The 22,833-nt window shown below is 62.4% G+C and carries 23 protein-coding genes; 13 read left to right on the top strand and 10 right to left on the bottom strand.

Going from position 1 to position 22,833, the window contains the following annotated elements; all coding sequences use genetic code 11:
- Window positions 1-18: 18 nt before the first annotated feature.
- The 9 genes from NDJ10_RS02750 (at window position 19) to NDJ10_RS02710 (ending at window position 7,244) form a co-directional block, all read left to right on the top strand.
- The gene (locus tag NDJ10_RS02750) at window positions 19-960 is read left to right on the top strand and encodes an ABC transporter ATP-binding protein (protein WP_296159571.1); all 942 of its coding nucleotides are present in this window, start codon (window positions 19-21) and stop codon (window positions 958-960) included.
- Window positions 957-1,712, top strand: a complete 756-nt coding sequence (locus NDJ10_RS02745) for an ABC transporter permease (protein ID WP_296159570.1) — start codon at window positions 957-959, stop codon at window positions 1,710-1,712. The genes NDJ10_RS02750 and NDJ10_RS02745 overlap by 4 nt, the downstream gene beginning before the upstream one ends.
- Window positions 1,713-1,778: 66 nt before the next feature.
- Window positions 1,779-2,021 (top strand): BolA family protein, encoded by a 243-nt coding sequence (locus NDJ10_RS02740; RefSeq protein ID WP_296159569.1) that lies wholly within the window; start codon window positions 1,779-1,781, stop codon window positions 2,019-2,021.
- 3 nt (window positions 2,022-2,024) lie between these two features.
- Window positions 2,025-3,302 (top strand): UDP-N-acetylglucosamine 1-carboxyvinyltransferase, encoded by a 1,278-nt coding sequence (gene murA, locus NDJ10_RS02735; protein ID WP_296159567.1) that lies wholly within the window; start codon window positions 2,025-2,027, stop codon window positions 3,300-3,302.
- Window positions 3,299-3,937, top strand: a complete 639-nt coding sequence (hisG, locus tag NDJ10_RS02730) for an ATP phosphoribosyltransferase (protein WP_296159566.1) — start codon at window positions 3,299-3,301, stop codon at window positions 3,935-3,937. Before murA ends, hisG begins: the two co-directional genes overlap by 4 nt.
- Window positions 3,938-3,952: 15 nt before the next feature.
- A complete protein-coding gene (hisD, locus tag NDJ10_RS02725) occupies window positions 3,953-5,302 on the top strand; it encodes a histidinol dehydrogenase (RefSeq protein WP_296159565.1) in 1,350 nt (449 codons plus the stop codon).
- A 424-nt stretch (window positions 5,303-5,726) separates the two neighbouring features.
- Window positions 5,727-6,128: a GreA/GreB family elongation factor gene (locus tag NDJ10_RS02720; protein WP_296159564.1), complete on the top strand. Its 402-nt coding sequence runs from the start codon at window positions 5,727-5,729 to the stop codon at window positions 6,126-6,128.
- A 74-nt stretch (window positions 6,129-6,202) separates the two neighbouring features.
- Complete coding sequence (locus NDJ10_RS02715; RefSeq protein ID WP_296159563.1) at window positions 6,203-6,364, top strand: hypothetical protein; 162 nt, start codon at window positions 6,203-6,205, stop codon at window positions 6,362-6,364.
- A 7-nt stretch (window positions 6,365-6,371) separates the two neighbouring features.
- Window positions 6,372-7,244, top strand: a complete 873-nt coding sequence (locus NDJ10_RS02710) for a FapA family protein (protein ID WP_296159562.1) — start codon at window positions 6,372-6,374, stop codon at window positions 7,242-7,244.
- A gap of 96 nt (window positions 7,245-7,340) precedes the next feature.
- On the opposite strand, the gene ureG is transcribed toward NDJ10_RS02710, so the two are convergent.
- Genes ureG through ureA form a run of 7 tightly spaced genes read right to left on the bottom strand, consistent with a single transcriptional unit; the run spans window position 7,341 to window position 11,758 of the window.
- Window positions 7,341-8,000 (bottom strand): urease accessory protein UreG, encoded by a 660-nt coding sequence (gene ureG, locus NDJ10_RS02705; protein ID WP_296159560.1) that lies wholly within the window; start codon window positions 7,998-8,000, stop codon window positions 7,341-7,343.
- Window positions 8,001-8,008: 8 nt separating this feature from the next.
- Window positions 8,009-8,704, bottom strand: a complete 696-nt coding sequence (locus NDJ10_RS02700; protein WP_296159559.1) for an urease accessory protein UreF — start codon at window positions 8,702-8,704, stop codon at window positions 8,009-8,011.
- Window positions 8,679-9,176 carry an urease accessory protein UreE gene (gene ureE, locus NDJ10_RS02695; RefSeq protein ID WP_296159810.1) on the bottom strand — a complete coding sequence of 166 codons (498 nt, stop codon included), beginning with the start codon at window positions 9,174-9,176 and terminating at the stop codon, window positions 8,679-8,681. The genes NDJ10_RS02700 and ureE overlap by 26 nt, the downstream gene beginning before the upstream one ends.
- The gene (gene ureC / locus NDJ10_RS02690) at window positions 9,176-10,948 is read right to left on the bottom strand and encodes an urease subunit alpha (RefSeq protein ID WP_296159558.1); all 1,773 of its coding nucleotides are present in this window, start codon (window positions 10,946-10,948) and stop codon (window positions 9,176-9,178) included. Before ureC ends, ureE begins: the two co-directional genes overlap by 1 nt.
- An 11-nt stretch (window positions 10,949-10,959) precedes the next feature.
- Window positions 10,960-11,265 carry an urease subunit beta gene (locus tag NDJ10_RS02685; RefSeq protein WP_296159557.1) on the bottom strand — a complete coding sequence of 102 codons (306 nt, stop codon included), beginning with the start codon at window positions 11,263-11,265 and terminating at the stop codon, window positions 10,960-10,962.
- Between the two features lie 7 nt (window positions 11,266-11,272).
- A complete protein-coding gene (locus NDJ10_RS02680; protein WP_296159556.1) occupies window positions 11,273-11,440 on the bottom strand; it encodes a hypothetical protein in 168 nt (55 codons plus the stop codon).
- Window positions 11,441-11,455: 15 nt separating this feature from the next.
- Window positions 11,456-11,758 carry an urease subunit gamma gene (gene ureA / locus NDJ10_RS02675; RefSeq protein ID WP_296159555.1) on the bottom strand — a complete coding sequence of 101 codons (303 nt, stop codon included), beginning with the start codon at window positions 11,756-11,758 and terminating at the stop codon, window positions 11,456-11,458.
- 227 nt (window positions 11,759-11,985) lie between these two features.
- On the opposite strand from ureA, the gene NDJ10_RS02670 reads away from it, so the two are divergent.
- The gene (locus NDJ10_RS02670; protein WP_296159554.1) at window positions 11,986-15,528 is read left to right on the top strand and encodes an ATP-binding protein; all 3,543 of its coding nucleotides are present in this window, start codon (window positions 11,986-11,988) and stop codon (window positions 15,526-15,528) included.
- Window positions 15,518-16,501, top strand: coding sequence for a response regulator (locus tag NDJ10_RS02665; RefSeq protein ID WP_296159552.1), 984 nt, complete (start codon window positions 15,518-15,520; stop codon window positions 16,499-16,501). The genes NDJ10_RS02670 and NDJ10_RS02665 overlap by 11 nt, the downstream gene beginning before the upstream one ends.
- A 102-nt stretch (window positions 16,502-16,603) precedes the next feature.
- Here the strand turns inward: NDJ10_RS02665 and NDJ10_RS02660 are convergent, their stop codons facing one another.
- The 3 genes from NDJ10_RS02660 to NDJ10_RS02650 all read right to left on the bottom strand — a co-directional run bounded on the left by NDJ10_RS02660 (window position 16,604) and on the right by NDJ10_RS02650 (window position 18,979).
- Complete coding sequence (locus NDJ10_RS02660) at window positions 16,604-17,110, bottom strand: YcbK family protein (RefSeq protein WP_296159809.1); 507 nt, start codon at window positions 17,108-17,110, stop codon at window positions 16,604-16,606.
- A gap of 83 nt (window positions 17,111-17,193) precedes the next feature.
- Window positions 17,194-18,768: a L,D-transpeptidase family protein gene (locus NDJ10_RS02655; RefSeq protein WP_296159551.1), complete on the bottom strand. Its 1,575-nt coding sequence runs from the start codon at window positions 18,766-18,768 to the stop codon at window positions 17,194-17,196.
- A gap of 16 nt (window positions 18,769-18,784) precedes the next feature.
- Window positions 18,785-18,979, bottom strand: a complete 195-nt coding sequence (locus NDJ10_RS02650; protein WP_296159550.1) for a DUF3330 domain-containing protein — start codon at window positions 18,977-18,979, stop codon at window positions 18,785-18,787.
- A 323-nt stretch (window positions 18,980-19,302) separates the two neighbouring features.
- Here NDJ10_RS02650 and pta point away from each other — a divergent pair, with 323 nt between their 5' ends.
- Together pta and urtA are read left to right on the top strand one after the other, a co-directional pair.
- On the top strand, window positions 19,303-21,354 hold the full coding sequence (pta, locus tag NDJ10_RS02645) for a phosphate acetyltransferase (RefSeq protein ID WP_296159549.1): 2,052 nt from the start codon (window positions 19,303-19,305) through the stop codon (window positions 21,352-21,354).
- A gap of 130 nt (window positions 21,355-21,484) precedes the next feature.
- Window positions 21,485-22,759 (top strand): urea ABC transporter substrate-binding protein, encoded by a 1,275-nt coding sequence (gene urtA, locus NDJ10_RS02640; RefSeq protein WP_296159548.1) that lies wholly within the window; start codon window positions 21,485-21,487, stop codon window positions 22,757-22,759.
- The last annotated feature ends 74 nt before the right edge of the window (window positions 22,760-22,833 follow it).

Here is a 22,833-nt window from a genome sequence, read left to right as displayed (position 1 = left end):
CGGTAAAATAGCGGCCCCATGCCCGCCATTTCATTTCAGTCCGTCTCCAAGCGCTATCCCTCACCACGCGGCCCGCAGGGTGGCACCTTTCTCGCACTTGATGAGGTGAGTCTGGCTGTTGAAGAAGGCGAATTTTTCGGTTTGCTCGGCCCGAATGGTGCGGGCAAAACCACCCTGATCACCATTCTGGCGGGTCTGGCCAAAGCCAGTTCCGGGCGCGTCAGCGTCATGGGCCATGACGTGCAAACCGATTTTGCCGCCGCCCGCCGGGCCCTGGGGGTGGTGCCGCAAGAGCTGGTGTTTGATCCCTTTTTCAACGTCCGGGAAGCCTTGTTGTTTCAGTCGGGCTACTTCGGGGTCAGGCACAACGCCGCCTGGGTTGACGAACTGCTCGACAGCCTGGGGCTCACTGACAAGGCCAATGCCAATATGCGAGCGCTTTCTGGCGGCATGAAGCGCCGCGTGCTGGTGGCGCTGGCGCTGGTGCACAAGCCGCCCGTGATCGTGCTGGACGAGCCCACCGCCGGCGTCGACGTGGAATTGCGCCAGACGCTGTGGCACTTTATCGCCAAGCTCAACAAACAGGGGCATACGGTTTTGTTGACCACCCATTACCTCGAAGAGGCGGAAGCCCTATGCGGTCGCATTGCCATGTTGAAAACGGGCAAAGTGGTGGCGCTGGACAGCACCAGTGCGCTGCTCAGTGCGGCCTCCGGCAATGTGTTGCGCTGCACGGTCGATGGCGACCTGCCACCCGATTTGGCCCGGCTGGCGCGGGTGACCGGGCGTGTCGTGCAATTGCCCACGAAGGATGCCCTGGCCGTCGAACAATACCTGATTCAAATTCGCCAGGCAGGCCTGCAGGTGCAAGACATCGAGATTCGTCGCCCCGACCTCGAAGACGTATTTTTAAAAGTGATGCAACAGCACCCCGGACCCGACGACAGGAGCCCCGCATGACCGGCTGGCAAATGCTGCTGTACAAAGAGGTGCTGCGTTTCTTGCGGGTGGCGGCGCAAACCATCACCGGCCCGATCCTGACCGCCTTGCTGTACCTGCTGGTCTTTGGTCAGGCGCTGGAGTCCCACGTCAAGGTCTACGACAATGTGAGCTACACCGCCTTTCTGATCCCCGGTCTGGCCATGATGAGCCTGTTGCAAAACGCTTTTGCCAACAGTTCATCGTCTTTGGTCGCCAGCAAGGTCATGGGCAATCTGGTGTTCTTGCTGCTGACACCCCTGTCGGCCTGGCACTGGTTTGTCGCCTATGTTGGCGCGGCCATTGTGCGCGGCCTGGTGGTGGGCTTGGGCGTATTGGCGGTCTCGCTGGTATTTGCCTTGCCACCGTTGGCACAACCGTTGTGGGCGCTGCTGTTTGCGGTGTTGGGTGCTGCCCTGATGGGTGCCTTGGGCGTGGTGGCCGGATTGTGGTCCGAAAAGTTTGAGCAAATGGCCGCTTTCCAGAACTTTGCCGTGATGCCCATGACGTTTCTGAGTGGCGTTTTTTACTCCATCAATTCCTTGCCACCGTTCTGGCAGACCGTGAGCCACTTCAATCCGTTCTTCTACATGATTGATGGCTTCCGCTATGGCTTTTTTGGGGTCAGCGATGTCTCACCCTGGCTCAGCCTGGGCATTGTGTCGGCCGCTACGGTGGGCGTTGGCCTGTGGGCGTTGCTGCTGCTGCGCATGGGTTACAAGATTCGCTCCTGATAAAGGTATTCGTCCGTCATTGCCGCGCTATGCTCGCAATGACGACAAATTCAAGAAAGTAAACAAATGACTGCCGACCAAATCAAACAACTCATTGCCGATGGACTTGCATGTGACCACCTCACACTGGAGGGCGACGGCCGCCACTGGTATGCCGTTGTGGTCTCGCCTGAATTTGAAGGCAAACGTGCCATTGCGCGCCATCAGCGGGTTTATGCCTGCCTGGGCGACAAGATGAAAACCGATGAAGTTCATGCCCTGTCAATCAAAGCTTTCACACCTGCCGAATGGGCAGCACAACCGGTCTGAACCATGGACAAATTACTGATTCGCGGTGGCCGGCCCTTGCATGGTGCGGTCATGATTTCCGGGGCCAAAAATGCCGCCCTGCCCGAACTCTGCGCGGCCTTGCTGACCGCAGAGCCTGTCACCTTGCGCAATGTGCCGCGCCTGCAGGACGTGGCCACCATGCGCAAGCTGCTTGGCCACATGGGAGTGCAGACCCAGACGCACGGCGAGCGCGGCGGCATGAGCTTGCAGGCCGCTGGCGCCATCACCCCCGAAGCGCCTTACGAGCTGGTCAAGACCATGCGTGCCTCGGTGCTGGTGCTGGGCCCCTTGCTGGCGCGCTTTGGTCGGGCCAAGGTGTCGCTGCCGGGGGGCTGCGCCATCGGCTCGCGGCCGGTCGACCAGCATATCAAGGGCCTGACGGCCATGGGCGCCGAGATTGTGGTCGAGCATGGCTACATGGTTGCCAAATTGCCGGCAGGGCGCACGCGCCTCAAGGGGGCGCGCATTGCAACCGACATGGTGACGGTCACCGGCACCGAAAACTTCATGATGGCCGCCTGCCTGGCCGAGGGCGAGACCATTCTGGAAAATGCCGCGCAGGAGCCCGAGATTCCCGACCTGGCCGAGATGCTGATCCAGATGGGTGCCCGCATCGAAGGCCATGGCACCAGCCGCATCGTCATCCAGGGCGTTGAAGCCCTGCACGGTTGTACCCATCAGGTGGTGGCCGACCGCATTGAGACAGGTACCTTCCTGTGTGCCGTGGCCGCTGCTGGTGGCGACGTGGTGGTGCAACACGGCCGCATCGAGCACCTTGAGGCGGTGGTGGAAAAGCTGCGTGACGCAGGTGTCACGGTGAGCCAGGTGCCCGACGGCATCCGGGTGCAGTCGGGCGGTGCCCGGCAACTCAAGGCGCAGAGCTTTCGCACCACCGAATACCCGGGTTTCCCGACCGACATGCAGGCCCAGTTCATGGCGCTCAACACCGTGGCGCAAGGCACGTCCAAAGTGACCGAGACCATTTTCGAGAACCGCTTCATGCACGTCAATGAGCTGGTGCGGCTGGGCGCCAACATCCAGATCGACGGCAAAGTGGCCATGGTGGAAGGCGTGCGCGCCTTGTCCGGTGCGACCGTGATGGCGACCGACCTGCGCGCTTCGGCCAGCCTGGTCATTGCCGGCCTGGTGGCCGAGGGCGAAACGCTAGTGGACCGCATTTACCACCTGGATCGCGGCTACGACCAGATGGAAGCCAAGCTGCGCGGCCTCGGCGCCGACATTGAAAGAATCAAGGCATGATTACCCTGGCTCTGTCCAAAGGACGCATTTTTGAAGAAACCCTGCCGCTGCTCAAAGCCGCGGGTATCGAGGTGCTGGAAGACCCGGAAAAATCCCGCAAGCTCATTCTGACCACCAACCAGCCCGATGTCCGGGTGCTGGTGGTGCGCGCCACCGATGTGCCCACCTATGTGCAGTATGGCGGGGCCGACCTCGGCATCACTGGCAAGGACACGCTGCTGGAGCACGGCAGCGAGGGCTTGTACCAGCCGCTTGACCTGCAAATCGCCAAGTGCCGCATCAGTGTGGCGGTGCGCTCGGATTTTGATTACCCGAGCGCGGTCAAAAAAGGCTCGCGCCTGACCGTGGCCACCAAATACGTGGCGATCTCGCGCGACTTTTTTGCCGCCAAGGGCGTGCATGTGGACCTGATCAAGCTCTACGGCAGCATGGAGCTGGCGCCGCTGGTGGGCATGGCCGACGCCATCGTCGACCTGGTCTCCACCGGCAACACCCTCAAGGCCAACCACCTGGTCGAGGTCGAGCACATCATGGACATCAGCTCCCGCCTGGTGGTGAACCAGGCCGCGCTCAAGCTCAAGCAGGCCCCCCTTCGCAAGATCATCGACGCCTTTGCCTCGGCCATCGGCAACTAAACCGGATTGAATGCCATGTCACCCCTCGCCACGCCCGCCCGCCTGTCAACCGCCAGCAGCAGCTTTGAACTTGATTTCAAGGCGCGCCTGCACTGGTCGGCGGAAACCGACGCCGGCATCGAGCAGCGGGTGGCCGATATTCTGGTGGACGTGCAACAGCGTGGCGATGCAGCCGTGTTGGACTACACCGCCCGCTTCGACGGCTTGCAGGCTGGCAGCATGGCGGAGCTGGAACTGACCCAGGCCGAGCTCAAGCTGGCTTTTGATGGCTTGCCAGCGGTGCAGCGTGACGCCCTGCAAGCAGCTGCTGCCCGCGTGCGCAGTTACCACGAGGCGCAGCGCAAGGCCAGCGGCGAAAGCTGGAGCTACCGCGACGCAGACGGCACGCTGCTGGGCCAAAAGGTCACACCGCTGGACCGCGTTGGCATTTACGTGCCGGGCGGCAAGGCCGCCTACCCGAGCAGCGTGTTGATGAACGCCATACCGGCCCATGTGGCGGGTGTGGGCGAGATCATCATGGTGGTGCCCACGCCAGCACGTGACAAAAACTCGGCATCCGCCTCGCGTGGCGAGAAAAACATGCTGGTGCTGGCTGCGGCTTACGTGGCCGGCGTCACCCGTGCCTTCACTGTGGGCGGCGCCCAGGCGGTGGCGGCGCTGGCCTATGGCACGGCAACCATTCCGAAGGTGGACAAGATCACCGGCCCCGGCAACGCCTACGTGGCAGCCGCCAAGCGCCGCGTGTTTGGCACGGTCGGCATCGACATGATTGCCGGCCCGAGCGAGATTCTGGTGCTGGCCGATGGCTCCACGCCGCCCGATTGGGTGGCGATGGACCTGTTCAGCCAGGCCGAGCACGACGAACTGGCGCAAAGCATTCTGCTGTGCCCCGATCCAGTCTACATCGACCAGGTACAGGCCAGCATCAACCGTTTGCTGCCCGAGATGCCACGGCAGCAGATCATCGCCAGGTCGCTCACCGACCGCGGCGCCCTGATCCTGACCCGCAGCATGGAAGAAGCCTGTGCCATCAGCAACCGGATTGCCCCGGAACACCTGGAGGTGTCCAGCCGCGACCCGCACCGCTGGGAGCCGCTGCTGAAACACGCCGGCGCCATTTTTCTGGGCGCCTACACCAGCGAGTCGCTGGGCGACTACTGTGCCGGCCCCAACCATGTGCTGCCCACCAGCGGCACCGCGCGCTTTTCATCGCCGCTGGGGGTTTATGACTTTCAAAAGCGCAGCAGCCTGATCGAGGTCAGTGAAGCCGGTGCCCAGACCCTGGGCCGGATCGCCTCCACACTGGCGCATGGCGAAGGCCTGCAGGCCCATGCGCGGGCGGCGGAGATGCGGCTGAAAAGTTAAAACGCTCACGCTCGCCGCCCGCACCGATCGATTTTCAGGGCATCAGATTGGGAGTCGGCCTTGGGCTCGGCTGCTGTCAGTCACGTTCAGGTATCTGGCGTGTCCGTCGATGCTTGGCCATGATGAGAGTACAAAAGAGAACATGGCAACAGTAGATTGCAAAGCCTCTTACAATGGTCACATGGCCTTTCACCCAACCATCACTGTCAACACCGCAGTTTGCTTGTCTTTCGTGGCAGGCGGCGCTGTGGCTGGTCGCAAGTTGATGGGCTCGGCGGGACTGCGCCAGCCGGCCGCACATTCCTAAGCCCGGCGATACCCCCTTCCACCTTTTTGCGCAATCCAACCATCGCCGGGCCTAAGTCCAGCGCGATAGCGGGCGTCGCCCTTTTACGTGGCGAGCCTGCAACAGTTGGAGTGCAACATGCACAAAAACCTTGCTGGTGATCGGCTGCTCACCGAAATCGATTTCGCACGCCTGAACAAGCTGCGTGGCGGACAACTTTCGTCCGAACTGGTCGACATGCTCGAATCCCTGGAACTCGTCACCTCGCGTGAGATTCCACCCGACATTGTCACGATGTACTCGCAGGTCACCATCGAAGACCTCGCGTCAAAGAAGCGGCAGAGGCTCACGCTGTGCTACCCCGGCGATGTCGAACCGAACCTGGGCTTCATCTCCGTGCTCTCTCCCGTGGGGACGAGCCTGCTGGGCCAGCGCGTGGGTGCGATCGCCCGCTGGCGCACGCCCCACGGGGACGCATGCGCGGCCGAGATTGTCGAACTGCTGTTCCAGCCCGAAGCCACCGGCGACTACACCACCTAGCCGCCTTGTCGCCATCAATCACGCTCCGCTGGCCCTGCGCTACGGGGGAGGCCCTCATTCGCCCAAGCATTCCCATGCATTGCGATGCCATCAAACGGTCGGTGTCGCTGGATGAGGTGCTGGCCAAGGCCAGTGTCTCTCCTGTGTTGGTGATGGGACCGTTGTCGCGGCGAAGCTGGAAGCTTTTTCATCTCAGCACCACGCTCGACGAAACCGTGCAGGACAACCATTATTGAGAACGCCATGGACCTCACTAAACATTTCATCAAGACCAAGCAGCCTTGTGCTGAAGGCTTTCGCTGGTTCCTGCGCCACTACCAGGAGGGCAGCAACTATCAGGACCTGCTGGACGCCCTGGTCAACGCCGGTCGTGTGAACGACGCCTGCTGGCTACTCGAGCAGTTCGGCCCCACCAACGAGACGCTGACTGTTGACCATCTCTCGGCCGAAGCGGTCGTGTTTGCGGGTTCGCTGCGAGTGCGCGGCAACATCGACGTGGGTTCGGTGGTGCGGGTTGGTCAGCGCGTTCACGTGGGCGGCAGCATTTTTGCCGGTGAAGCGCTGGTGTCAGGCGATGACATTCGCTGTGAAGGAGGTATTCGCAGCAACGGCAGGCTCGAATCAGGTGGCCGTCTCAAGGTCGGTTGGGGTATCGAGACGAGCGGAGACCTTACCGTCAAGTTCGACCTTCGTACCGCCTGGGATGTTCGGTGCGGAGGCCGCCTGAATCTGGGCGATCAAGCTTCGGTGGGCCGCGACTTGACCGCACAAGGCGCCCTCGTATGCGCAAAGAGTCTAGTGATCGGAGGCAATCTGGTGACAGGCGACAGCGTCCACGCCATCGAAGGTATCTCGGTCGGCATGCAGATCGATTGCGGTATGCACCTGGAGGCGGGCTGGGGCATCAAGGCGGGTGGCGCTATCAAGGCAAGTGGCGCAATCCGTTCTGGCGAAAGCCTCAGCGCGTTCGAAACGATTCGGGCGGGCGCAGGGTATGGTGTTTATGCTGGCCTGAATGTACAGGTGCAAGCGTGGGAAACAAGCGCCCGGGTCTGCGCCAGCGAGAAGCCGGCGGGTTTGATGAGCGGCTCGTGGGCGGGGGTTCGCGATGTTTGAACCGGACGATGGGGGGCCGTTTCCAGGTCAGCAAGTTGATGCCCGGAAAGGGTTGGCACATCGACAACTGAGAATCAACGGTTTGGCGGGTTGGTCTCACACGTCTCCCAGCATGCCTTTTTGCTCAATAAACGCCACCACCTGCACCAGGCCGTCCAGCGTTTTCAGGTTGGTCATGACAAAGGGCTTGAGCCCCTTGGGCGTGCTGCGCATGCGTGTGGTATCTAACGCCATCACGTCCAGATTCGCGCCCACATAGGGGGCCAGGTCGGTTTTGTTGATGACAAACAAGTCGCTCTTGGTGATGCCGGGGCCGCCCTTGCGCGGGATTTTTTCGCCGGCGGCCACGTCGATCACGTAGATCGTCAGGTCGGAGAGTTCGGGGCTGAAGGTGGCGGCCAGGTTGTCGCCGCCGCTTTCGATGAACACGATGTCGGCATTCGGAAAATCCACCAGCATCCGGTCGATGGCTTCCAGGTTGATCGATGCGTCTTCCCGGATGGCGGTGTGCGGGCAGCCGCCGGTCTCCACGCCCATGATGCGCTCGGCGGGCAGGGCGCCGCTCACGGTCAACAGGCGCTGGTCTTCCTTGGTGTAGATGTCGTTGGTGATGGCCACCAGGTCGTACTGGTCGCGCATGGCCTTGCACAGCATTTCCAGCAGCGTGGTTTTGCCGGAGCCCACCGGCCCGCCGATGCCCACGCGCAATGGGGGTAGGGGTTTGGTGCGGTGCTTGATGTGATGCAGTGGGTTCATGGTGTGGCTCAGGAACGAAAAAGACGGGAGTATTGGACTTCGTGCTGGGCACTCAAAATGGCCAGCATGGGGGAAAAAGCCTGGCGATTGTGGTCAGGCACCGACAGGGCATGGCCGATGGCCGCAGGAATGGCTGCCGTCAATGCGGACAAAATGCGCTGCCCGGCGCTTTGGCCCAGCGGCACCGATTTGATCGCGGCTTGCACCATGTTCTCGGCCCAGCCAAAGGCATAGGCCAGCAGGCAATCGCGCACGGGTGCGCCGGTGGCGCTGGCCGCCAGCGCAAAGGCCAGCGGGTAAGTGGGCTGCAGCTCGGCCAGCAGGCCGATTTGCGCCGGCGTTGCCGTGGTGTGGTTGCGCAGCCATTCCAGCAGGGAACGCCCCATTTGCTCGGTCTGCGCGCGCAGTTCGGCGCTTTCGCGCGTCTGCAGCACCCAGGCGTTGAGGGCGGTAATGCGGGTTGCGTCGGCGGCTTGCCAGGCAGGCATCGCTTGTGCCACTACCGCCAGATCGCAGCGCGCCAGGTTCAGTTCCAGCTGGTCCAACAGCCAGGCCGCGGCTTCAGCTTCTGTCGTGACACGGGCCGACTCCACCGCTGCCTCCAGGCCTTCCGAGTAGGAAAAGCCGCCGATTGGCAAGGCCGGCGAGGCTAGCCACATGAGTTGCAGCAGGCTGGTGTCATGCATGGTGGTGATCGTCGTCATGCCCATGCGAATGGCCGCCGCTGGCATAGGCGCCGCTTTCGGGCTCAAAGGCCTCATTGACTTCCACCACAGTCAGGTGCATGGCGCGCAACATGTCGGCCAGCACATGGTCGGGCTCGATCTTGAGGTGGTCGGGCTTGAGCTCGATGGGAACGTGGCGGTTGCCCAGATGGTAGGCGGCACGGATCAGGTCGAAGCCGGAGCCATGTGTGCTGCAAGGTGTGATGCGCAGCACGGATTGAGGGGCTGCAATGACCCTGATCAATGAGCCATCTTCGGCCACCAGCACGTCGCCACCGCGCAGCACGGTGCCGCGCGCCAGAAAGATGCCTATCTGTCGCCCCACGGTATCGCTGGCTTCGAACCGGCTTTTCTGCCGCAGGTCCCAGTCCAGCTCGACAGTGGCGGCGCGCTTGAGCAGCACCGGGGCCAGGCCCTGGCCTTGGGGTATCAGTTTGGAGATCAGCAGCATCAAAACAAGAAATAGCGCTGCGCCATCGGCAAACTCACGGCAGGTTCGCACGTCAGCAATTGGCCATCGGCGCGTACCGTGTAGGTTTGCGCGTCAATTTCCATGGTGGGCAGGTAGCTGTTGTGCACCATGTGCGCCTTGCGAATGCCACGGATGTTGCGCACCGGACTCACATTTTTGGCCAGGCCAAAGCGTTCCTTGATGCCGGCGTTCTCGCCCGCTTGCGAGATGAACGTGATGGAGCCTCTGGCCAACGCGCCACCATAAGCGCCAAACATGGGCCGGTAATGCACCGGCTGCGGTGTCGGGATACTGGCGTTGGGGTCGCCCATGGCGGCCATGGCGATAAAGCCGCCCTTGAGAATCAGCGCGGGCTTGACGCCGAAGAATGCCGGCTTCCAGATCACCAGGTCGGCCCATTTGCCAAGCTCGATCGAGCCGACCTCGTGGCTGATGCCGTGGGCGATGGCCGGGTTGATGGTGTACTTGGCCACGTAGCGCTTGGCGCGGAAGTTGTCGTTGCGCGACGAGTCTTCGGGCACCCCGCGGCCGGTCGGCTGTGGGTTTGCAAGCCAGCCGCGCTGTGCCTTCATCTTGTGCGCGGTCTGCCAGGTGCGGATGATGACCTCGCCGACGCGACCCATGGCCTGGCTGTCGCTGCTCATCATGCTGATGGCCCCCAGATCGTGCAGCACGTCTTCGGCGGCAATGGTTTCCTTGCGGATGCGGCTCTCGGCAAAAGCCAGGTCCTCGGCAATGGCGGCGTCCAGGTGGTGGCAGACCATCAGCATGTCGACGTGCTCGTCGAGCGTGTTGACGGTGTAGGGCATGGTCGGGTTGGTCGAGCTGGGCAAAAAATTGGCCTCGCCCACCACCCGCAGGATGTCGGGCGCGTGGCCACCGCCGGCGCCCTCGGTGTGGAAGGCGCACAGGCTGCGCCCCTTGGTGGCGGCAATGGTGTTTTCGACAAAGCCGCTCTCGTTGAGCGTGTCGGAGTGGATCGCCACCTGCACATCCAGCTCTTCGGCCACGTCCAGACAGTTGCTGATGGCGGCTGGCGTGGTGCCCCAGTCTTCGTGCAGCTTGAGACCGATCACCCCCGCGTTGACCTGCTCGTGCAGCGCGGCGGGCAGGCTCGCGTTGCCCTTGCCCAGAAAACCCAGGTTCATCGGAAAAGCGTCGGCCGCCTGCAGCATGCGTTCGATGTTCCACGGCCCTGGCGTGCAGGTGGTGGCAAAAGTGCCGGTGGCCGGGCCGGTGCCGCCGCCCATCATGGTGGTGATGCCGCTGGCCAGCGCTTCCTCGATTTGCTGCGGGCAGATGAAATGGATGTGCGAGTCAATGCCGCCGGCAGTCACGATGTTGCCCTCGCAGCTGATGACCTCGGTGCCGGGGCCGATCACGATGTCCACGCCCGGCTGCACGTCGGGGTTGCCGGCCTTGCCGATGGCGACGATGCGCCCGCCCTTGAGGCCGATGTCGGCCTTGACGATGCCCCAGTGGTCCAGGATCAGCGCGTTGGTCATGACGCAGTCCACCGCACCACCGGCTTGCGGGCCGCTGCCGGTGCCGTCGCGTGTGCGCTGGCTTTGCGCCATGCCGTCGCGAATGGTTTTGCCGCCGCCAAATTTGACCTCTTCGCCGTAGCCGCTTGCGCGCAGGGTCAGGTCGTCTTCGACTTCAATCAGCAAGCCGGTGTCGGCCAGCCGAACCCGGTCACCCACGGTGGGACCAAAAATTTCCGCGTAGGCGCGTCGTCCAATGGTTGCCATCGTTGTTCTTTCTAAAACGCACCTTGCACCAGGCCACGAAAGCCGTAAACGATGCGACTCCCCGCATAGGCCACCAGTTCCACGGTGCGTTGTTGTCCGGGCTCGAACCGCACCGCCAAGCCCGATGCAATGTTCAGCCGCATGCCTTGCGCGGCGGCCCGGTCAAAGCCCAGCGCGCCATTGGTTTCGGCAAAGTGGTAGTGCGAGCCGACTTGGATCGGGCGCTCGGAGGTGTTCAGCACCACCAGCGTGCGGGTACGCCGGCCCGGGTTGAGCACATGGTCGGGGCCGTCGGTCAGGAGTTCGCCGGGAATCATGGTGCGTTCACTTGCGGTTCGACACGGCCCACAGGACCAGTCCAACCCCGATGGCGATGGCAAAGCCCAGGGCGTCGCTGGCGTGCCAATGGCTGCCGGTGCCCATGCCGTGCCCCTCGTTGGCCCATACCGGAGCGCACAGCAGCGCAGCGTGCATCAGTGGAATTTTTTTCATGGTGGTCGTCCGGGTTCAAACAATGGGTTGGTGGACCGTCACCAGTTTGGTGCCGTCGGGGAATGTGGCCTCCACCTGGATGTCGGGAATCATGTCGGCGATGCCTTCCATGACGTCGGTACGGGTCAGGATGGTACGGCCAAAGCTCATGAGTTGCGCCACGGTCTGGCCGTCGCGCGCGCCTTCCATGACGGCGCAGCTGATCAGGGCCACGGCCTCGGGGTAATTGAGTTTCAGGCCTCGCGCCTTGCGGCGTTCGGCCAGCAGGCCGGCTGTGAACAGCAGGAGTTTGTCTTTTTCACGAGGAGAAAGTTCCATTTCGCTTCACTCAATGCTTTGATTAATTAGCTCGTGCGGCCACAGGTGCTGGCCGAACACGGGGGGTAAGTTCCATGTCACTTGCAATGCAAAAGCCGTGCCTGAACTTTGTGCCTTGAACCCGCGCGGCGGGACGTCCGGGCGGCCTCCTCATACTGGGGTACCAGAAATCGTCAGCCGCCCAGACACCCCACCGCGCTGGACCCAGTGCATTGGTTTGTCATGGCATGGCATGGAAACTGCACCGTTGTGGTGTGACTCCAGAACACCCTCCTCAAACCAGTTCAACGCTCTCAGACGCTCCGTCGCAGCGCATCACGTTGGTGCGGCGCGACTACAACGCCTGGGTGGCCAGCGAAACGCTGGAGGACTATGCCTTGCGCTTCACGCCGCAGGGCTTTCGCCAGTGGTCACCATGGCGTGTGGCGCAAACTGCGCTGGGCGGTGCTGCTGCCTTTTTGATTCTGGAGGCAGTGGGCGCCACGCTGCTGGTGCAATACGGTTTTGTCAACGCATTCTGGGCGATCCTGGCGACCGGGCTGATCATTTTTCTGGCCGGTTTGCCCATCAGCATCTACGCCGCCAAGTACGGTGTTGACATGGATTTGCTCACCCGGGGGGCCGGTTTTGGCTACATCGGCTCAACGCTGACCTCGCTGATTTATGCCTCGTTCACCTTCATCTTTTTTGCACTCGAAGCGGCGGTGATGGCCTATGCGCTGGAGCTGGCGCTCGATATTCCGCCGCGCTGGGGTTATCTGATCTGCGCGTTGGTGGTGATTCCGCTGGTCACGCACGGGGTCTCCACTATCAGCCGGCTGCAGGTCTGGACCCAGCCGCTGTGGCTCGTGATGTGGCTGCTGCCGTTTGCTTTCGTGCTGTGGCGCGAACCCACGGCGTTCGCGGGTGTGGTGCACTATCTTGGTGACAAAGGGTCATCAGAAGGCTTCAGTCTGCCCCTGTTTGGTGCGGCGTTAACCGTGGGCGTGGCGCTGATGACGCAAATGGGCGAGCAGGCTGACTACCTGCGCTTCATGCCTGCCCTGACCGCCGCCAACCGCCGAAGCTGGTGGTTCAGCGTGCTGCTTGGCGGACCGGGCTGGGTGGTGTTGGGCGTGCTCAAGATGCTGGGCGGCGCCTTGCTGGCCTACCTGGCCATCAGCCACGCGGTGCCGCCGGAGCGCGCGGTGGACCCGAATCAAATGTACCTGGCGGCCTACGAGTACGTGTTTCCACACTACGGCTGGGCGGTGGCAGCCACGGCGCTGTTTGTGGTGGTGTCGCAGATCAAGATCAATGTCACAAACGCCTACGCCGGCTCGCTGGCCTGGAGCAACTTTTTCTCGCGCCTCACGCACAGCCACCCCGGGCGCGTGGTGTGGGTCGTGTTCAACACGCTGATCGCCTTCATGCTGATGGAAATGAACGTGTTTGCCGCCCTGGGTGATGTGCTCGGGCTGTATTCCAACATCGCCATTGCCTGGATGATGGCGGTAGTGGCTGACCTGGTGGTCAACAAGCCCCTGGGCCTGAGCCCCAAAGGCATTGAGTTCAAGCGCGCCTACCTGTACGACATCAACCCGGTGGGCGTGGGTGCCATGGGCTTGGCGTCGGTGTTGTCGATCACGGCCCATCTGGGTTATTTTGGTGTTCTGGCGCAGGCGTTTTCGGCGCTGATCGCGCTGGCTACCGCCTTGATCACGTCACCCCTGATTGCCTTGGCCACCCGGGGCAAGTACTACCTGGCGCGGGAGAGCGAGGTCCTTGCGGCCCTGGACGCAGGCGCCTACCCGCGTCTGCGCCTGCAGCGCTGCGTGATCTGCGAGCGCGACTACGAAGGCCCTGACATGGCGCATTGCCCGGCCTACCAGGGGCCGATTTGTTCACTCTGTTGCACCCTCGACGCCCGTTGTGGCGACCTGTGCAAACCCCACGCCAGCCTGGGCGCGCAGTGGACCGGTGTGCTGCGCTGGCTTTTGCCCCGGCGCAGCTGGTCACACCTGGACAAGGGCCTGGGCTATTTCCTGTTGCTGATGCTGGTGATTGCGCCCTTGCTGGCCACCGTATTTGGCTTGCTTTACCACCAGGAAAGGCGTGCCCTGGTGCAGTCCATCTTTGATGCACAAATGCTGCAGGTCGCGCTTGACGCGCTGCGCGCCGGTTTTCTGAAAGCCTATGCCGCACTGATACTGATCGCCGGTCTGGTGGCCTGGTGGGTGGTGCTGGCACACCAGAGCCGGCGGGTGGCGCAGGACGAATCGAACCGGCAAACCAGCCTGCTGCTGCGCGAAATCAGGTTGCACCGTCAGACCGATGCGGCCCTGCAGTTGGCCAAGCAGGCCGCAGAACGTGCCAACCAGGCCAAAAGCCGCTACATCAGCGCCATCAGCCACGAGCTGCGCACGCCGCTCAACAGCATTCTGGGCTATGCCCAGCTGATGGGTGAAGACCTGTCGATTCCACCGCACCGCAAGCAGGCGGTGGCTGTGATCAAACGCGGCGGTGAACATTTGCTCTCGCTCATCGAAGGCACGCTGGACCTGGCGCACATCGAGTCGGGCCGGCTCACGCTCAGCCCCCGGCCACTGGCCTTTGCCGACTTCATGCAGGACCTCGCCGACATGTTTGCGCTGGAAGCCGGGCGCAAGGACTTGCGCTTTGTCTTTGAGGTGCAGGGCACGCTGCCTGCCGTGGTGCGTGCCGACGAAAAACGGGTGCGCCAGATTTTGCTCAACCTGCTGGGCAACGCCATCAAGTTCACCGCAAGCGGCCAGGTGATCCTGCGCCTGCGCTACGGCGTCGAGATGGCCCACATCGAGATCGAGGACACCGGGCCGGGCTTGAGCGCGCAGGACCTGGCCCACGTGTTTGAGCCCTTCGCCCGGGCCAGCGCGCCCGGCCTGGGTGCGCCCGGCGCCGGCATGGGTCTGACCATTGCCCGGATGCTGACCGATCTGATGGGGGGTGAGCTCAGCGTCAGCAGCCAGCCGGGTGTGGGCTCAGTGTTCAAGGTCAAGCTCTTCCTGCCCGAGTTACACACCAGTTTTCTAGCCACGGGGGGTGGTGGCGCGCAGCGGGAAGCGCTTCTGGTCGCGTCAGTTAAATCGCGTTTGAGCTATGTCGGGCCGCGCCAGCGGGTGCTGGTGGTGGACAACGAAGAAGCCGACCGGGAACTGTTGGTGCAAGTGCTGCAACCGCTGGGCTTCGAGGTGCGCACCGCGGCCAGCGGCCACGATGCGCTCGACCTGCTGGCCAGCGGCTACCAGCCCCATGCCGTGTTCATGGACCTGGCCATGCCCGGCATCGACGGCTGGGAGACCGTGCGCCGGCTGCGGCTGCTTGAACAAGCCACGCAGCGCCCTGCCGCCCACCTTGCCATCGTCTCGGCCAACGCCTTTGACAAGGGGCTGGTCAACCCGGTCGGGCTTCCCGGCGAGGACTTTTTTTGCAAGCCGGTGCGCCACGCCGACTTGTTGGACTGGCTGGGCCAGCGCCTCGGTCTGGCCTGGCAGGAGGCCGCCACGCCCGTGTTGCAAGCACCTGAAGCAGAGCCAGCCTTGGCGCTGGTTTACCCGGACCGGGCCCAACTGGACGCCTTGCAGGAGGTGGTCACGTTGGGGTTTTACCGCGGCATCCTGAACCAGCTTGACGCCCTGGCGGCGGCGCAGCCCGAGTGCGCCTTGTTTATCGCCCGCATGCGTGCGTTGGCCGGCCAGTTCCAGTTTGAAGCCATGAGCCAGCAACTGGCCGGCATTGACCATGAGCAATAAAACAAACAAGGCGTTTGACCGCACGCTGGACCGTGCCAACAGCGACGTGGTGCTGATTGTTGACGACGTGCCCGACAACCTGACGGTGCTGCATGACGCGCTCGACGAATCGGGCTACACCGTGCTGGTGGCCCTCAGTGGCGCGGCAGCGCTGCAGCGCGCGGCGCAAGCGCTGCCCGACGTGGTGCTGCTTGACGCCATGATGCCCGGCATGGACGGATTTGAGGTGGCGCGCCAGCTCAAGGCCGACCCGAAAACAGCGCACATTCCCATCATTTTCATGACCGGCCTGACCGAAACCGAGCACCTGGTGGCTGCGCTGGAAGCCGGTGGCGTGGACTATGTGACCAAACCGATCAAACCCAAGGAGGTGCTGGCACGCATGGCCGTGCACCTGCAGGGCGCTCGGGAAAAGCGCCAGACCCGCAACGCGCTCGATGCCTTTGGCTATGCCAGCATCACGGTGCGTGTGGGCGATGGGCGTCTGATGTGGCAAACCTCGTTGGCGCGTGACTTGCTGATGCGCTACTACGGCACCGACGCGCCCACCACGCCCCTTCCCGTGCTGACCTGGCTGCGTCGGCACGTCGATCAGGGCCTGAACGGTGTCGAGCCGCCGCGCCTGAGTGTGGAAGCCGGCCCGAAACGTCTGACGTTCAGGCTGCATCAGCAAATTGGCGACAGCGAGGGTGGTGGCGACTGGCTCATTATCATGCAGGAAGTCAGCGACGAAAGTGTCATCGAGACCATGGGCCTGTGCTTCAAGCTCACCCCCAAGGAAGCCGAGGTGCTGTACTGGGTGGTCAAGGGCAAGATCAACCGTGATATCGGCGACATTGTGGGCTCCAGCCCGATGACCGTGAAGAAACACCTGGAGCATGTTTTTGCCAAACTGGGTGTGGAAACCCGCACCGCCGCGGCCGCCATGGCGATGCGCCGCATCCGGCAACTGCAGCCGCAGTTTGATGGTTAACTATTCCGTTTCCAAATCATTCCTGTCTAGGCGCGAAGCCGCAGGCAGTGCTGCGGCACGACAAGGCGAAGCAACAACGACAGGGATGGTTTGGAAGCGGAATTACCAGGTGCGCACGCGCCCGGTGTCAATGTGGACAAACTGGTCGTGCGGGTAATACCCCACGCCGCCTGCCTTGAGCGACAGGGCCGCGTCGCGCAACTCGGCCAGCGGCACACCGGGCAGGCGGACGTCGATGGCCTTGCCCGCCATGTGCAGGCTCTGTTTGGCCACGCCACCACTGCGTGTGCTGCGTAAGCGGGCATTGGTGACAGGGCTGCGGTAGCCTGAAATGATGTGATAAGTCAACGGCACCCCCGTGCCCAGCACTTGGCGAACGTCGTGCAGCAGGTCGAACAACTGCGGGTCGATCTGGCCGACGTCGCCCGAGTAATGGTCACGCAGAAAGTGGTTCAGGGAGCCCAGCGCCTGCGGTACGTAGTGCTCGCCCGAGGCGTACACCAGGTCAATGCGTTCGTGCGTGTGGGTGTGGTCGAGCACCAGACTGCGCAGTCTGGGGGCTGCAGCCCGCACCGGCTTGCCCGCCAGACCCAGCGCGCCGCCGAGCATCACGGCTTGGGCGGAGCGGTGCAAAAAGGAGCGGCGGGCGGCTTGCACGGGGAGAAGGGGCGGTCGTGTCATGTCGGGGTATTTTAAGGAATTCGGCCATTCGGCAGGGCTTGTGGGGGCAAGGTGGCCGCATGCTGGCGCAGCGCACGGGCCAGCAATCGGTCGTGGCCATAGAGGTCGGGGTAAAAAAACACGCGGCCGCCCTTGACCACCACGGTGCTGTAGGCAATCAGCACGGTCAGGGGTTGCGCCAGACGCAGGGTGCTGGACTTGCCGCTGGCCATGGCCGTCCGGATGCGCTCCTCAGGCCAGCCCGGATCGTCCTGCAGCACAAACTTGGCCAGCGCCACCGGGTCCTGCACGCGGATGCAACCGTGGCTGAAATCGCGCCGGTCGCGCTCGAACAGGCCGGGCGACGGGGTGTGGTGTAGGTAAATGTTGCTGTTGTTGGGGAAGACGAACTTGATGTCCCCCAGGGCATTTTGCGGTCCCGGCCGCTGGCGGATACGCCACGCACCCGACAGCACTGCGGCCAGGTGTTCGGGCGCCATGGTGGTGATCACCTGTCCGTTGGCCGTGACAAACTCCATGCCCTGGCGCGCCAGATAGCCTGGATCGGCGCGCAGGTGGGGCACCGTTTCCTCACGCGCAATCGAGGGCGGCACATTCCAGTAGGGGCTGAATTCGATGAAGCGCATTTCCTCGTCGAACAAGGGGGTGCGGGTGTCCAGCGCCTTGCCAACGATCACCTTCATGCTCAGCTTGACATGGATGCGTCCGTCCTGCACCTCGTAGGCGCGCAGCACAAACTCCGGCACGTTGACCACCACCATGCGCGCGGCCTGGCGCAGGGGCGTCCAGCGCAGCCGCTCCAGGCTGAGCGCAATTTGCTCGGTCCGTTGCTCGGGTGTGATGTTCAGTTGCTGCCAGGTTTTGGCTCCCAGCACGCCGTCAGGGCTCAGGCCGTGGCGTTCCTGAAAACGCTTCAACGCTTCAAGCAATTCCCCCTCCAGCCGTTCAGGTGTCGGTGTTCCGGTTGCCAGGTCGCCCAGTGCTTGCAGGCGCTGGGCCAACAGCGGCAAGCCGGCATAGGTCTGTCCGGCTTCCAGTTTGCGTCCTGGCAGCGGCGCCAGGGGTGATTGCCAGGCCGGGTGAGGGATGAGCGTGCGGTACGCGGCCAGTGCCTGGCGCAGGGGCGCGGCCATGGGCGCCTGGTTTGCCAGCTGCGCCACGGCCGCGTGCAGGCGCTGCTCGCGCACGGCCGTGCTCAGCCATGTGGTGAGATCGGTCGCGGGCTGGTTTGGCAACGAAAAATTCGCTTTGATCTGGCTTGGGTTGACCCGTCCGCGGCTCAGGTCGTTCAGGTAATGCTGCATCGCCTGGGTCAAGGCCGCGTCCAGGCGGGCTTGTTGTCCGGGATCAAGTGCCGGGCCAGCGCTGGCCTGTACCACTGCTTGGCCCAGGTCGGTAGCCTGGTAATGGTGCGGGTCGAGTCCGTCATTGGCGACAGCGAGCAGAATCTGGACCGCCTGTTGCGCCTGCAGGCTGGGCCGGTTGGCCTCAAACCAAAGGGGTGTTCCTGTGGTCAGGGGGTCGGCGGCTGCGGATGGGGCGATCACGCCCACCAGGAGCCAGGCGCAAGCAAGCCAGCAGTGCATTAGCCAGGCGCTGACATTATGAACCAGGGCTGTTGGCCTGAACGTTGGGCTTGTCGCCCTGTTTTTTCCATTTCTCATAACATTCCAGGCCGCAAAAGTGGACAAAGTAGTCTGATGCTTCAGGGATGATGGCTTCGGATGCAGGCACTTCTTTCAGGCACACTTCGCACTTGACGGGCTCGAGCTCGATGGGCTTGTCATGGGTAGTCATAACTTACTCCTTTGATAGAGCCATCCGGCAAGTTGTTGTCGAGGGCGGGGGATGGCGATTGCGGTTCTGAGGGTTTGATTCTGGCCACCTCAATTGGATTTGTCCAGCCTGATTCCCCAAATGCCCACGGCACGCGGATAACACCATTCAGGGCGCAGAGAGGGATGACATGATGACGCCGGTTTCAAGGGTGAATTAATATTGACGAAGGTCAATACATCGATGTTTATACCTAGGGTTAACCCTAGGTTAAGTTATGATGCAGCGCACAATTTCTACGCCAGTTGACTGCAGGACTGGCGATAACCAGCGGAGTTTTCCCCATGCGTTCGTATTTTGTTGCGGCGACACAACCCAACGTCGGCCTCACTTCGGTTTCACTCGGTCTGTTGCGGGCACTGCAACGGCGCGGACTGAAGGTGGCGTTTGTCAAGCCAGTCACCAAACGCACGCCAGACACCGAACCATCGGTGCTGTTCGCACGAAGCATCTGCAAGGTCGCGAATACGCCCGACCCCCTGCCCATGAACCTGGTGACACAGTACATCACCAGTGGCAGAACCGATGAGTTGCTCGAAGACATTGTCAGCCTGGCCATGTCAGCCACTGAAGGGGCGGATGTGCTGGTGGTCGAAGGTATTCATGCCGATCCGAGCCGGGCTTTCATTCCGCGCCTGTCCGGCGACATCGCCAGAAGCCTACAGGCGGACGTGGTACTCGTTGCCAGCGGGGCGGACGCCGAGGGGATCGCCCAGACCAACTACCTGATTGCCCAGGTCCGCCAAGCTGGACGCCAGGTGGTAGGCGTCATCTTTAACCGCGCGGCGGCCGATTTCGATGAGGCCGCCGTCGCCAAACAACTGGGCGGCGTGCCAATCTGGGGCGTTATCGAGAACAACCCGGCACTGTCCGCGCCACGCACCATCGACGTGGCCCGCCATCTGGGTGCCGAGGTGATGATCGAAGGCCAAATCGCGACCCGGCGCGTGCTGGACACGGTGCTGGCTGCCCGTTCGGTCACCGAAGTCATTCCTCGTCTCAAACCCGGTGCGCTGGTGATCAGCGCGGGCGACCGCGACGACGTCATTCTGGCAACCGCACTGGCGGAAAGCAACGGCATTGAGCTGGCGGGTCTTGTGCTCACCCATCACAGCTTCATCAGCCCGCGTATTGAGCGTTTTGGCTCACGTGCATTCCAGGGTGGTTTGCCGGTGTTGCGCACCGATGGCGACAGTTATGAAACCGCCGCTCGCATCAGCCGTTTACCCCTGGCGGTACCGCAGGACGATTTGAGTCGGATGGATACCGTGATTGACAGCTTGGCCGAGCAACTCGACGGTGACGCGATCTGCGCAGGACTGGAGCTTGCCGTGTCGACCCGCATGTCGCCCCCGGCCTTCCGTTACCAGCTGATCCAGAAGGCGCGCGCTGCCCACAAGCGCATCGTGTTGCCCGAAGGAGAAGAGCCGCGCACGATTCGTGCCGCCGTGATCTGCACCCAGAAGGGTATTGCGCGTTGTGTGCTGCTGGGGCAGCGCAAGGTGGTCCAGTCGGTTGCCGACTCGCTCGGGATCGAATTGCCGCCGGGGCTGGAGATCCTTGAACCCAATCAGATCGCGGAACATTATGTCGCTCCGATGCTGGAGTTGCGCAAAAGCAAAGGACTCACGTCAGGTCAGGCCCTGCTCGCCCTGGAAGACACCGTTGTGCTTGGCACCATGATGCTGGCGGTCGATGAAGTCGATGGATTGGTCAGCGGTGCGGTGCACACCACAGCCAACACGGTGCGCCCGGCGCTGCAATTGATCAAGACGGCACCGGGTTCGACGATTGTTTCGTCCTGTTTCTTCATGCTCATGCCCGAGCAGGTGCTGGTCTATGCCGATTGTGCGATCAACCCCGACCCAACGGCCCAACAGCTTGCCGATATCGCCAAGCAGAGCGCCGACAGCGCACGGGCCTTTGGCATTGACCCCAAAGTCGCCATGATCAGCTACAGCACTGGCGAATCCGGATCAGGTGAGGGCGTCGAGAAGGTGCGCATCGCCACAGAGTTGGCCAAGACGCGCTGGCCTGATCTGGTGCTCGACGGTCCGATGCAGTACGACGCAGCGACCGTGCGGGATGTCGCAGCGCAAAAGGCGCCGGGCAGTCCCGTTGCCGGGCAGGCCACGGTCTTTGTGTTTCCCGACCTCAACACCGGCAATACCACCTACAAGGCGGTGCAGCGTTCGGCCAACGTCGTGTCGGTGGGCCCGATGTTGCAGGGCTTGCGCAAGCCGGTGAATGATTTGTCGCGCGGCGCGCTGGTTGACGACATCGTTTTTACCATCGCGCTGACCGCCATCCAGGCGGAGTCAATGACACATAAATAACCCGTATCCCTACGCCACTCGGCGTATTTCCCAAGGCACGGTGCTTCCCTAAAGTCGAACCATCGCTGAACAAAAGCCTGATTCAGGCCCCGTCCCGGCGACAACGGTTTCATCAACTCTGGAGTAGCACATGCAATCTTTGAACTCACGTCGTTTCACGCTCAAGGCGCTCACCGCTGCCGTCGCGCTCACCACCCTCACAGCGCTGCCGGCGCTGGCTGCCGACACCATCAAGGTCGGCATTTTGCACAGCCTCTCGGGCACCATGGCCATTTCGGAAACCGTGTTGAAGGACACCGTGCTGATGGCCATTGACGAGATCAACGCCAAGGGCGGTTTGCTCGGCAAGAAACTCGAGCCCGTGGTGGTGGACCCCGCTTCCAACTGGCCGCTGTTTGCCGAAAAGACCAAACAACTGCTGGGTCAGGACAAGGTCGATGTGATCTTTGGCTGCTGGACATCGGTGAGCCGCAAGTCGGTCTTGCCAGTGGTTGAAGAAATGAATGGCTTGCTGTTTTATCCGGTGCAGTACGAGGGTGAAGAGCTGTCCAAAAACGTGTTCTACACCGGTGCCGCGCCCAACCAGCAAGCTATCCCTGCAGTGGACTATTTGATGAGCAAGGACGGCGGCGCCGCCAAGCGCTGGGTGCTGCTGGGTACCGACTATGTCTACCCGCGTACCACCAACAAGATCCTGCGCGCCTACCTGAAATCCAAGGGTGTCAAGGAATCTGATATAGATGAAAAATACACCCCGTTTGGCCACTCGGATTACCAGACCATCGTGGCCGACATCAAGAAGTTTGCCGCCGGTGGCAAGACCGCCGTGGTGTCGACCATCAACGGCGACTCCAACGTGCCGTTTTACAAAGAGCTGGGCAATGCCGGCCTGAAGGCAAAAGATGTGCCCGTGGTGGCGTTCAGCGTGGGCGAGGAAGAGCTGCGCGGCGTTGACACCAAGCCGCTGGTGGGCCACCTGGCTGCCTGGAACTATTTCCAGTCGATCAAGAACCCGACCAACACCGAGTTCATCGCCAAGTGGGCGGCCTATGCCAAGGCCAAGAACATCGCTGGTCACAAAGACAAGCCGTTGACCAACGACCCGATGGAAGCCACCTACATTGGCATCAACATGTGGAAGCAGGCGGTTGAAAAAGCCAAGACCACCGAGGTTGACAAGGTCATTGCCGCCATGGCCGGCCAGACCTTCAAGGCGCCGAGCGGCATCGTCAGCAAGATGGACGAGAAGAACCATCACCTGCACAAATCGGTGTTCATTGGCGAGATCAAGGCTGACGGTCAGTTCAACGTGGTCTGGAAAACCCCCGGCCCAGTGAAAGCCAAGCCCTGGAGCCCGTACATCGAAGGCAACGCCGCCAAGCCGGACGAGCCAGTGAAGAAGTAAGGCGCATCACGTCATTGCGAGACGCGCCAGCGACGTGGCAATTCAGGACTTCATGGATTGCCACGCTTCGCTCG

This window comes from Rhodoferax sp., assembly GCF_023700745.1.
Classification (GTDB): domain Bacteria; phylum Pseudomonadota; class Gammaproteobacteria; order Burkholderiales; family Burkholderiaceae_C; genus Rhodoferax.
This window is presented reverse-complemented; position numbering and strand designations above follow the sequence as displayed.

Bases quoted from the DNA above. Each gene is read 5' to 3' on its own strand.
- ureG (WP_296159560.1), bottom strand. From the start codon at position 8,000: ATGAACCCACTGCATCACATCAAGCACCGCACCAAACCCCTACCCCCA.
- ureE (WP_296159810.1), bottom strand. From the start codon at position 9,176: ATGCTGCTGATCTCCAAACTGATACCCCAAGGCCAGGGCCTGGCCCCG.
- hisD (WP_296159565.1), top strand. From the start codon at position 3,953: ATGTCACCCCTCGCCACGCCCGCCCGCCTGTCAACCGCCAGCAGCAGC.
- pta (WP_296159549.1), top strand. From the start codon at position 19,303: ATGCGTTCGTATTTTGTTGCGGCGACACAACCCAACGTCGGCCTCACT.
- NDJ10_RS02740 (WP_296159569.1), top strand. From the start codon at position 1,779: ATGACTGCCGACCAAATCAAACAACTCATTGCCGATGGACTTGCATGT.
- NDJ10_RS02655 (WP_296159551.1), bottom strand. From the start codon at position 18,768: ATGCACTGCTGGCTTGCTTGCGCCTGGCTCCTGGTGGGCGTGATCGCC.
- NDJ10_RS02700 (WP_296159559.1), bottom strand. From the start codon at position 8,704: ATGACGACGATCACCACCATGCATGACACCAGCCTGCTGCAACTCATG.
- ureA (WP_296159555.1), bottom strand. From the start codon at position 11,758: ATGGAACTTTCTCCTCGTGAAAAAGACAAACTCCTGCTGTTCACAGCC.
- NDJ10_RS02650 (WP_296159550.1), bottom strand. From the start codon at position 18,979: ATGACTACCCATGACAAGCCCATCGAGCTCGAGCCCGTCAAGTGCGAA.
- urtA (WP_296159548.1), top strand. From the start codon at position 21,485: ATGCAATCTTTGAACTCACGTCGTTTCACGCTCAAGGCGCTCACCGCT.
- NDJ10_RS02685 (WP_296159557.1), bottom strand. From the start codon at position 11,265: ATGATTCCCGGCGAACTCCTGACCGACGGCCCCGACCATGTGCTCAAC.
- murA (WP_296159567.1), top strand. From the start codon at position 2,025: ATGGACAAATTACTGATTCGCGGTGGCCGGCCCTTGCATGGTGCGGTC.
- hisG (WP_296159566.1), top strand. From the start codon at position 3,299: ATGATTACCCTGGCTCTGTCCAAAGGACGCATTTTTGAAGAAACCCTG.
- ureC (WP_296159558.1), bottom strand. From the start codon at position 10,948: ATGGCAACCATTGGACGACGCGCCTACGCGGAAATTTTTGGTCCCACC.
- NDJ10_RS02710 (WP_296159562.1), top strand. From the start codon at position 6,372: ATGGACCTCACTAAACATTTCATCAAGACCAAGCAGCCTTGTGCTGAA.
- NDJ10_RS02660 (WP_296159809.1), bottom strand. From the start codon at position 17,110: ATGCTCGGCGGCGCGCTGGGTCTGGCGGGCAAGCCGGTGCGGGCTGCA.
- NDJ10_RS02745 (WP_296159570.1), top strand. From the start codon at position 957: ATGACCGGCTGGCAAATGCTGCTGTACAAAGAGGTGCTGCGTTTCTTG.
- NDJ10_RS02720 (WP_296159564.1), top strand. From the start codon at position 5,727: ATGCACAAAAACCTTGCTGGTGATCGGCTGCTCACCGAAATCGATTTC.
- NDJ10_RS02750 (WP_296159571.1), top strand. From the start codon at position 19: ATGCCCGCCATTTCATTTCAGTCCGTCTCCAAGCGCTATCCCTCACCA.
- NDJ10_RS02670 (WP_296159554.1), top strand. From the start codon at position 11,986: ATGGCATGGAAACTGCACCGTTGTGGTGTGACTCCAGAACACCCTCCT.
- NDJ10_RS02715 (WP_296159563.1), top strand. From the start codon at position 6,203: ATGCATTGCGATGCCATCAAACGGTCGGTGTCGCTGGATGAGGTGCTG.
- NDJ10_RS02665 (WP_296159552.1), top strand. From the start codon at position 15,518: ATGAGCAATAAAACAAACAAGGCGTTTGACCGCACGCTGGACCGTGCC.
- NDJ10_RS02680 (WP_296159556.1), bottom strand. From the start codon at position 11,440: ATGAAAAAAATTCCACTGATGCACGCTGCGCTGCTGTGCGCTCCGGTA.